General features: G+C 34.3%; 5 protein-coding genes. All 5 read left to right on the plus strand.

Annotated features, from left to right (window positions below):
• The first annotated feature begins 193 nt into the window (after positions 1-193).
• Positions 194-1228: a FecR family protein gene (locus tag ACFFVB_RS16265; RefSeq protein ID WP_382384284.1), complete on the plus strand. Its 1035-nt coding sequence runs from the start codon at positions 194-196 to the stop codon at positions 1226-1228.
• 148 nt (positions 1229-1376) lie between these two features.
• Positions 1377-4721, plus strand: a complete 3345-nt coding sequence (locus tag ACFFVB_RS16270) for a TonB-dependent receptor (RefSeq protein WP_382384285.1) — start codon at positions 1377-1379, stop codon at positions 4719-4721.
• Positions 4722-4732: 11 nt separating this feature from the next.
• Positions 4733-6409, plus strand: a complete 1677-nt coding sequence (locus tag ACFFVB_RS16275) for a RagB/SusD family nutrient uptake outer membrane protein (RefSeq protein ID WP_382384286.1) — start codon at positions 4733-4735, stop codon at positions 6407-6409.
• Positions 6410-6580: 171 nt separating this feature from the next.
• Positions 6581-9064 (plus strand): glycoside hydrolase family 2 TIM barrel-domain containing protein, encoded by a 2484-nt coding sequence (locus ACFFVB_RS16280; protein ID WP_382384287.1) that lies wholly within the window; start codon positions 6581-6583, stop codon positions 9062-9064.
• Positions 9065-9094: 30 nt separating this feature from the next.
• Entirely contained in the window at positions 9095-11485 is a 2391-nt protein-coding gene (locus ACFFVB_RS16285; RefSeq protein ID WP_382384288.1) for a glycoside hydrolase family 95 protein, read from the plus strand.
• Positions 11486-11489 lie beyond the last annotated feature (4 nt).

The raw sequence follows: 11489 nt of genomic DNA on the forward strand, positions 1-11489 counted from the left end.
ATCTAATAAAGCAGTAGAAGCTCTTATCTCCCGATCACTTCGAATTCTTCGAAAAGATCTACAATTATACCTTCCTTTACTTATCTCTTTTTTGTTAAAATAAAAAATATTTCACTTTTTTTTAAGAAAAGTATAGGGTGCATTCGTGCCAGATACGTCTTAATGATAGAAAGTGTTTAAAACGCTGCGCCCTGTGGAAAATCAAATAGAAACCTTAATAGTTATTTCTTTTACCGAGTCATTATCGAAAGATGATCAGGCTATTTTGGATTCTTGGATCAAGGAGTCTTTGGAGAATGAAAACAAATATGAAGCTTATAAAGAACTTTGGGCAAAATCTAGTGGTTTAGCATCTGCTCCAAGTATTGATGTTGAAGCGGCTCTAATCAAAACCAAAAAACGGATACACGATTTTCGTTTTAAAAGATTAAAGCGTGTTGTTTTACCGGTTGCTGCGATGCTTGTTGTTTTATTAGGTCTTACCTTTTTTATGAAGGGTGGTTTTGAAAATAATATGCTAAGCAATCAGTCAGAAGATATTGTTTATCAAGAAGTCAAAGCAGCTTACGGAACAAAAACAGAATTAGTTTTAGCAGACGGGACAGTTGTTTGGCTTAATTCGGGAAGTACATTACGATTTCCTATGTCTTTCAATACTCTAGACCAACGTAAGGTCTATTTAGACGGAGAAGGATATTTCGATGTTACTAAAAACAAGAACAAACCTTTTATTGTAAATACAGGAGAAGTTAATGTTAAAGTATACGGAACAGCTTTTAATGTGTCTGCTTACAGCGAGTATAATTCGATGTCTGTGGCTTTGGTTGAAGGTAAAGTGAGTTTAGAAGATAATAAAGAAGTCGAATTAACAATGCTTACCCCAAACGATGTTGTTGAATGTGATTTTGAAACTAAAAAAATAAATAAATCCTCTAATGTTGAAATGGAAAAATATACAGCATGGAAAGATGGATATATGATGTTTTATGGAGATCCGATCTCTGTAATTATTAAAAAAATAGAAAAGTGGTATAATGTAGATATTACAATAGCAGACAAGGAGCTAGAAGCGTATCGATTTACAGCCACATTTCATGACGAATCTTTAGAACAAATGTTGGATTTATTAAAAGTATCATCTCCCATGGATTATGAAATTATACATTCAGAGAAATTAATAAATAATACGTTTAGTACTAAGAAAATAGTTTTGACCAAATCTAAGTAACAACCTAATAATAACTCCCATAATAACTGTATGCTAATGAAATAATTACTTCAAAAAAAATCAGAGAAAGTATTTTTTTTTTCTGTATGTATCTGAAAACCAACTTCAGAATGTTTAACTAATAGTAAATTAAAACCAATTCAAAATTATGAAAAAAACTTTAACATGGTGGAAAACGATTAACGGTTTTTTACCTTCAAAAATGTTTTTAATTGTCAGAATGATGATTATGGTTCTGTTTTTGTCATCGTTTGGAGTAAATCCAAATGATTCTTATTCTCAGAACACAAAACTCTCCCTAAATTTTAGTAGTACTTCCGTAAAAGATGTGTTATTAGAAATTGAAAATAACAGTGAATTTTTCTTCTTGTATAACAATAACTTAGTAGATGTAGAAAGAAAAATTGATTTAGAGGTTAAGAATAAAAAAATCAAAGATATCCTTGATTTGATTTTTATAGGAAAGGACGTGACTTATACGCTAAAAGATAAGCAAATTGTACTTTTACCTAAGAAACAGACTGTTAAAACGACGTCTGCAATTCAAACGCAACTTACAGGAAAAATCACAGATGAGTTTGATATGCCTTTACCAGGTGTTTCTATTGCAATAAAAGGAACAACGAAAGGTGTAATGTCAGATTTCGATGGAAATTTTGCAATCGATGCAACTTCAGGCGATGTTTTAGTACTATCTTATGTCGGGATGGTGACTCAGCAAATTACAGTTGGTAACCAAACTAGTATAAATATTGTCATGGCTAGTGACGAAATCGGTTTAGAAGAAGTATTGGTTATCGGTTATGGTACAGCTAAAAAGCGTGATTTAACAGGAGCTGTTGCGAGTCCAAATATAGCGCGAGTAGAAGAGATGCCTAATGTGTCTATATTACAAGCTCTACAAGGAACTGTAGCTGGTTTAAATGTCGGCGCTGTAGATGCTGCTGGTGAAGACCCTACAATATCTATAAGAGGACAGAATTCAATACCTACTGGTACTACGGCTGAGAGAGCGGCAGCAAGTGCACCATTAATAGTTGTAGATGGAATTATTTACAGAGGTAATTTAGTAGATTTAAATACTGCAGATATCGCCTCTATCGATGTTTTAAAAGACGCCAGTTCTGCTGCAATTTATGGATCTCAAGCTTCTAATGGCGTTATTTTAGTTACCACTAAAAAAGGTAAAGTAATCGGTAAGCCTGTAGTAAACTATTCTGCAAGTTATACCATTCAGACACCTAATGAGAATGCTCTTGAACCCATGGAATCGGATGAGTTAAAATTGTTTTTAGCAGATGCTTATCCTAACCAAGATCCACGTACTTTACTTGGTACACAAGAGATGCGTGACGGTTACGATAATAATTTTAATAACGGCTTGTGGGACAAAATAACAGGAGATGGATATATTAACACGCATAATATTAGTGTTAGAGGCCGTTCTGAAAATTTTAGTTATTTTTTCTCAGGTGGACTTACAGATGTTAAAGGTTTTGTTGTAAACGACGACTATAAGAAAGTAAATTACCGTATAAATTTAGACGCTAACATTACAGACTGGTTAAAAGTGGGTACAGAAACTTTTGTAACAACGAGTGATTATTCTGGTACAGCACCAAGATCAGATACATCTATGTTGGTTATGCCTTGGACACCTTTATACGAGGAAGATGGGACACCAAGACAAACACTTCAGAATACTTGGACTAACCCGCTTTTAGATTTACAAACACTTGATAACGACAAGAGACTTAACTTATTTGCGAACATACATGCGGATATAAAATTACCTGTCGATGGTTTAAATTATCGTGTAAATTTCTCTCAGAACTACAGAACAACAAATCATGATAATTTTGATCCAACAGGAGCTAATTTTACTGGATTTGGTTACAAGAATTCATCAATTGATTACAATTGGTCTGTAGATAATATTTTAAGTTATAATAAAACGTTTAATAACGTCCATAATATAAGTGCAACATTTTTATATGGGGTAGAAGAAATTTCAACATCGTTTACAAATGCAAATGCACAGAATTTTTCAGATATGACTTTAGGTTTTAATTCGTTAGAAAACGGAGACCCAACTCAAAACATTATTAATACTGGAAAAGAAAACGAACAAAGTTTGTACAATATGGGACGTATATCTTACGGTTATGATGGGAAATATTTAATTACCGGTACTGTAAGACGTGATGGTTTTTCAGGATTTGGATCTAATGAAAAATTCGGTGTTTTTCCATCTGTAGCACTTGGATGGGTTGTGAGTGACGAAGGTTTCATGAAAAGAACCTCAAATTGGTTAGACTTTTTGAAATTTAGAGGATCTTATGGTGTTACAGGAAAAAGAGGTGTTGGAAGATACGATACTCAAGCGGTTGTAGCAACAAGTGTTGGTGGGAATGATGGTTATGTTTTTGGTGATGGAGCAACTCCAACGCAAGTACAATATATAGATGAATTGGCAAATAACGATTTGGGTTGGGAAACGACTACAGGGGTAAACGTAGGAGTGGATTTTTCTTTCTTTAATTCAAGATTAAACGGTAATGTTGAATATTATAATAATTCGACTAAAGATGTTTTATATGAAATTGATTTGCCTTATGCTGTAGGATTACCGACCATTAAAACTAATATTGGTGAAGTCGCAAACCATGGTTTAGAATTATCTTTAACTGGTGTAATTGTGAAAAATGATAATTTTAGATGGGAAACGTCTGTTAATTATGCACGTAATAGAAATGAAATAGTTTCTATTTTGGGTGCAGATAATGACGGTGATGGCATCGAAGATGATTTAATTACAGATAGATTGTTCATTGGAGAACCAACAGGAGTTATATTCGATTACGAAATTATTGGTATGTGGCAACAAGCCGATGCCGATGCAGGTAATATCCCTAATGGATTTTTTCCAGGAACATATAAAATTGCCGATTTAGATAATAGTGGAAACTATTCTTCAACTTTCGATAAGAAAATTTTAGGATATACCGATCCTGGTTACCGTTTTAGTATCTCCAATACCTTTAAGTACAAGCAACTAAGTTTATATGTTTTTGTTAATAGTATTCAAGGAGGTAAGGAGCATTATTACGGTACAGATGCTCTTATTTTTGGAGCAACAAATACAGAGTCTAGTAGATATAGTAGTCAAAATATTTTTCAAGGAGGTTGGGACTATTGGACGCCAGATAATCCAGATGCTTATTTTAGAGGTTTAGAAGGCGCTGCAACTTACGAGCCTAACAGATACATTCAGCGTAGTTTTGTGCGTATCCAAGATGTTAGTTTGTCTTACAACTTTAAGAGTAGTGTTTTAGATAAGATTGGATTTAGTAATCTTAAGTTATTCGTTAGTGGTAAAAACTTAGCAACATTTACAGACTGGAGAGGATGGGATCCTGAAACAGGTCAAGGATACACTCAAGGTACTCCTTTAATGACTAATTACTCTATGGGAATTAATGTTGAATTTTAAAAATAAAGAACATGAAAATTAATAAATATATAATTTTATTATCAGCATTTCTTGTGATTTTTTCTTCTTGTAATGAAGATAAATGGCTCGAAGAAGAGGTGTACGATTTTTACACGCCTGATAACTCATATTTAACAGAAGCTCAATTTGAACAGTCTGTTGCTCGTTTATATAATTTAACAGATTTATATACTGTTTGGGGAGGTGCCACGTCACATTTTATATTTCAATATACTACAGATTTAGCGTATGATGCTATTGGGCCTACCCACGAACTTAATTCTTACGAAGACAGGTTAGTGCCGGATTACATTAGGGTTAGAACACCTTGGCAGAGATCTTACGAGATTATTGCGCAAGCAAACACAATCTTAGGAAGAATTGATAATCCAGAAACAGAGTTTTCATCAGAAGAAAGCAGAACTGCTTTAAAAGCAGAGGCCTTATTCTTTAGAGGTTTTACTTATAAGTACCTTGGTATTCTTTATGGAGGTGTCCCTTTATCTTTAGAAGAGATTACAGAGCCTAAAAGAGATTTTGTACGAGCAACTCAAGAAGAAGTTTTTGCACAATGTATTGAAGATTTAACTTTTGCTGCAGAGAATTTACCTGATGTTTCAGAGTTAGGTGGAGAAGCAAGAATTACTAAATCTGTAGCAAAGCACCTTTTAGCAGAGCTATATATTATAAATAAAGATTTTAGTAAGGCCATTGAATTAACAACTGAAGTTATCGATAACCCAGGTTATGCTTTAATGACGCAACGTTTTGGTTCTAGAATGGACGAGCCTGGAGATGTTTACTGGGATTTATTTAGAAGAGGAAACCAAAACAGAAGTTCTGGAAACACAGAATCGTTATGGGTAGCACAATACGAGTATAATGTTACAGGTGGAGGTCGTGGTAGTATTATTACACAATACCTAGGTCCTGGATATTATAATTTAGTAGATGAAGACGATAATAGCTTATTTATAGGCCCAACAACTCAAAATGGTGGTCGTGGTATTGGCTGGTTTACGGCATCAGACTTTATGATAGATGATGTATGGGAAAGTGTTCCTGGAGATATGAGAAACTCAGAATATAACATTATTCGTGATCTTGTAGTTGATAATCCGGATTCTAAATTCTACGGTCAAAAAATGATCGAAAGTGGAGCGATTAAAGATGTAGGTGATATTTACAAAAGACAATGGTCTGCGATTTTTTCTAAAACTACAGTAGCCAATAATTTTCCAGAAGAATTGTTTGTAGACGAATCTACAGGACAAGTGTCAAACAATGCATCTTCAACATTTAGAGATCATTACCAAATGCGTTTGGCAGAAACGTACTTATTAAGAGCAGAAGCGTATTTGGGTAATTCGCAAACAGCACTTGCTGCAGAAGATATTAATATGTTAAGGGATAGAGCAAATGCTCCTTTAGTAAACGCTGGAGATATCGATATCGATTTTATATTAGACGAGCGTGCTAGAGAATTGCATTTTGAAGAGTATAGATTGTTAACACTTAAGCGTCTAAATAAAGTAGTAGATAGAGTTACAGCATACAATCCTTATTACAATGGTAAATATGATACCGGTTTTGTGGTACATGATTACCATACATTATGGCCTATCCCTCAACAAGAAATTGAAAGGAATACAGAAGCTGTTTTAGAGCAAAACCCAGGATACAATTAAAAATGGATTTCAATAAAATATAACTTTTTAAAATTTGAGTAGGGATTATTTATCCCTGCTCAAATTTTGTGTTTTATGAGTTTTACCAAAATAACAGATCATTTTTACGATACTAAAGAACTTTAAAAAAATTAACGTACAACTATTTAATAACTAAGATTGAAATAACAAATGAAAAAATTATTACTAATAGTATTACTACTTGTAAATGCATTCGCTGTCGTAAGTTGTGCAGAAGGTAATACTTCAAACGAAGTGCCTAGGGAAAAAATAAATTTTGATGAAGACTGGAAATTTTCTAAAGGCGATTTTCCTACAGCAAGTAAAAATGAATTTGACGATGCATCGTGGGAGCAATTAGATGTACCACACGATTGGAGTATTAAAGGCCCATTTTTAAAAACAAATCCTGCAGGTAATGTAGGCGCATATGCACCAGGCGGAATAGGTTGGTACAGAAAATCATTTACACTAGACAAATCAGATGCAAATTCAAAAATTGGTATCGAGTTTGGTGGTGTTTATATGAATAGTGAAGTTTGGATTAATGGTCACTATTTAGGAATACGTCCTTTTGGATATATTAGTTTTAATTACGATTTAACACCGCATTTAAACTTCGAAGGCGAAAATATTATTTCTGTTCGCGTAAATAACTCAAAAGAACCAAGCGCGCGTTGGTTTACAGGTTCTGGTATTTACAGACATGTATGGTTAGTTAAAACAGAAAAATTACATATCGATAGATATGGTGTATATGTTACAACCAAATCTATAAAAAACAATGAAGCTGTTATCGAATTAAAAACAGCAATTAAAAATGAAGAAGCAGAATCTAAAGCATATCGTTTAGTTAACGAAATCTATTCTTCAGACAATGTGCTTTTATCTACAGAAGAAACAACTGCTAAATTAGATAGTAGTAAAGAAGAAAATATTGTTCAGAACATTACAGTAAGTAATCCTGAATTGTGGTCGCCAGAATCACCATACTTATACAAAGTAAAAACAAAAATAATGGTTGGTAATACACTTGTAGATCAAGTAGAAACCAATATGGGTGTTCGTGATTTTAGCTTTTCAGCAGATAACGGATTTACCTTAAACGGAAAAAATATAAAATTAAAAGGTGTTAATAATCATGCCGATTTAGGTGCCTTAGGTGCTGCTATTAACGACCGTGTTTTAGAACGCCGTTTAGAAATTTTAAAAGAAATGGGATGTAATGCCATCCGTACTGCTCACAATCCACCAAGTGCTACGTTATTAGATTTATGCGATAAAATGGGCTTTATGGTAATGGATGAAGCGTTCGATGAGTGGATAGAATCTTGGCCTTTTGGAAATAAAGTAAAAGAAGGAAAAGCTAAATATGGTTACCATTTATATTTTGATGAATGGGCAGAAAAAGATCTTACAGAATTAATTAAGAGAGATAGAAATCACCCATCAATTATTCTTTGGAGTGTAGGTAACGAAATTCCAGATGCTTGTTTCGAAGAAGGTACTGTTAGACTTAAAAGATTAATGAGTGTAGTTAGAGAACACGATAATACAAGACCAATAACTTGTGGTATTACACATATGCATTTAGCAAACGAAAGTGGTTTTGCTAGCGCATTAGATGTAACAGGTTACAACGGTGGTGGAGGTTCTGTATTCATGTACGAAAAAGATCATGAAACATACCCGGAACGTAAATTTATTGCTACAGAAGTCCCTCATACATTCCAAACACGTGGTGAATATCAATCACAATCATGGTACAGAGGTGCTAATCCTTTAGGAGGAATAATGAAAGTACCAAACTTGTCTGAAGAAGAAGTTTTCGGAGATATTAGTAAATATTATAGCTCGTCTTACGATAATTCTATTGTACGTATTTCTGCTAGAGATTCATGGAAAATGACTAGAGATTTCTCTTTCATGTCTGGTGAGTTTAGATGGACTGGGTTCGATTACTTAGGAGAATCAATGTTCGGATGGCCTGCAAAATTATTCAACTTTGGAGTTATAGATATGTGTGGATTCCCTAAGGATTCGTACTATTTTTATCAGAGTCAGTGGACAGAAGAGCCTATGGTTCACATCTTGCCACATTGGAATTGGAAAGGTAAAGAAGGTGTTAAAATACCTGTAGTAGCGTATTCTAATTGTGATAGTGTAGAATTATTCTTAAACGGTGAATCTTTAGGTGTGCAAAGCATGAAAGACACTATGGATGTCGTGTGGCAAGTGCCTTATAAAGCTGGAATATTAGAAGCTAAAGGTATTAACAACGGTAAAGTTGTTGCAGAAAAGAAAATAGAAACTGCAGGTGATGCTAATAAAATTGAGTTATTAGTAGATCGTGATGTTATTAATGCTGGAGGTGCAGATGTTGTACATGTTGAAGTAAATATTTTAGATGCAGAAGGTCGTTTTGTACCAAAAGCCTTAAACGATATCACATTTAATGTTGAAGGTGAAGCGACAATTTTAGCTGTAGATAACGGAGATCCAAAAAGTGAAGAATCTTTTGTTGGAAACAAAAGATCTGCTTTTAATGGTAAGTGTTTAGTTATTTTAAAAACAACTAAGAAAGCAGGCGATATTAAATTAACTGCAAGTTCAGATGGTCTAGTAGGAGCAACAGTTCAAGTGAGCTCTAAGTAATTTTGATTTTCATTATAGAAATATAAACACATGAATAAAAATATAAATAAATTAATCCTTGTTTTTTTAGGACTCGTAATGTTTGCGCCTCAAGTTGTTTTTGGGCAATCGGGTACTGAGAAATCGCAAGACGAATTTCAAAATAAGTTGTGGTATACTTCACCTGCTAAAGAGTGGATGGAAGCACTTCCTGTCGGAAACGGCAGGTTGGGTGCCATGGTTTATGGCGGTGTAGAAAATGAACAAATACAGTTAAACGAGGAGTCTGTTTGGGCAGGGCCTCCAATACCTACAGGGAAACCTGGCGCATGGACTTCTATAGAAGAGGCTAGAAAACTTATTTTTAATGGGGAATATGCTAAAGCTAACTCATTGGTTCAGGATAATGTTTTAGATAGACGTATCGCTCCAAGAAGTTATCAGACGCTTGGAGAGCTTAATCTTAAATTTAATATTGAAGGAACTTCTGAAAATTATAGAAGAGAACTTGATATTGATAATGCCATAGCAAAAACAACGTTTACAGCTAATGGTGTAAATTATGTAAGAGAGGTGTTTTCTACACCAATAGATCAAGTTATTGTCGTGTTGCTTACTGCCGATAAACCAAATTCTATTTCTCTAGATTTAAGCTTAGGCAGACCCGCAGATTTTGAAGTTGCTAGTTTGGGTAACAACAAAATTAAAATGTGGGGACAAGCGAGCCATAAAGGAAAACACTTAGGAGTGAAGTATGAAACGCAACTAATGGCTGTTCCTAAAGGTGGAAAATTAAAATCTGTAGACGGCGTCATTTCAATTGAAAATGCAACATCTGTAAAGTTATTAATTTCAGCAGCAACAGATTATAACCGTCACGATCCTTTTAAACCTTTAACGGAGAATTTAGGGACTAGAAACTCTAAAGACCTAAAAGCGGCGAACAAAAAAGCGTTAAAGAAATTAGTTGCAGATCATATTGCAGAATATCAAAGACTGTTTAATAGAGTTTCTATCGAACTTGGAAATTCTGATGTAGATAACTTACCAACAGATGTGCGATTAGAAGCGGTTAAAAATGGTGCTGATGACGCAGGATTATTCGAACTTTATTTTCAATATGGTCGTTATTTATTAATATCATCATCTCGAGAAGGTTCATTGCCAGCGAACTTACAAGGGATCTGGAATAATCATTTAATAGCGCCTTGGAATGGAGATTACCATACCAATATAAATATGCAAATGAATTATTGGCCAGCAGAACTGACTAATCTTTCGGAGTGTCACGAACCGTTTTTTAGCTTTATAGAATCTTTGGTGCCTTCTGGACAGAAAACAGCAAAAGAAATCTATAATAACGATGGTTTTGTAGTGCACCATACCACAGATGTTTGGCATTGGACCGTACCAATTGGTAGAGTGGGTTATGGTATGTGGCCTATGGGAGGTGCTTGGGCAACTGGGCATTTTATGGAACATTACAGATATACTGGAGATAAGCAGTTTTTAGAAGCACGTGCTTATCCTATTATAAAAGAATCTTGTAAATTCCTTTTAGATTGGTTAACTACAGATCCAAGATCAGGAAAGTTAGTTTCAGGACCTTCAACATCTCCAGAAAACAAGTTTTATCCACCTAATAATACAGATGGGAAACATGTTAATTTAGGGATGGGTAATGCAATGGATCAAGAAATTATTTATGAAAGTTTTACAAATCTTTTAGAAGCCGCTAAAGATCTTGGTATAGACGATGAGTTTACTAAAGAGGTAGAACTAGCCTTGGGAAAATTATCAATGCCACAAATTGGTTCTGATGGACGATTAATGGAATGGTCTGAAGAATTTGATGAGGTCGATGCAGGACACAGACATTTAAGTCATTTATACGGTTTGTATCCAGGGAGTCAGTTTAATACACAAGATACACCATATTATATCGATGCGATTTACAGAAGTATTAACCACAGGTTGGCAAACGGTGGTGGACATACAGGTTGGAGTAGAGCTTGGATTATTAACTTTTATGCGCGTTTAAACGATTCCGATAAGGCTTATGAAAATATAAAAGCGTTATTACAAAAATCGACTGCTAACAATTTATTCGATTACCACCCGCCTTTCCAAATCGACGGAAATTTTGGAGGAACAGCTGGTATCGCAGAAATGTTAATTCATAGTCATGTTAAAGACGATAAAGGCACTGTTATTATAGAATTATTACCAGCATTACCAAGTGCTTGGGAAACTGGAAATGTTAATGGTTTAGTAGCAAGAGGTGGTTTTGAAGTGGATTTAGCTTGGGAAAATAGCAAATTAAAATCGACTACAATATCTTCTAAAGCAGGAGGGACATGTAAAGTGAAATTAGGCGAAACTACTATCGATTTGGTATTGGCTGCAGGTGAGAAACGTGTTTTAAACAATACACTAAACTAATTTA

Origin of the sequence: Formosa undariae, assembly GCF_042427615.1 — a bacterium.
GTDB lineage: Bacteria > Bacteroidota > Bacteroidia > Flavobacteriales > Flavobacteriaceae > Formosa > Formosa undariae.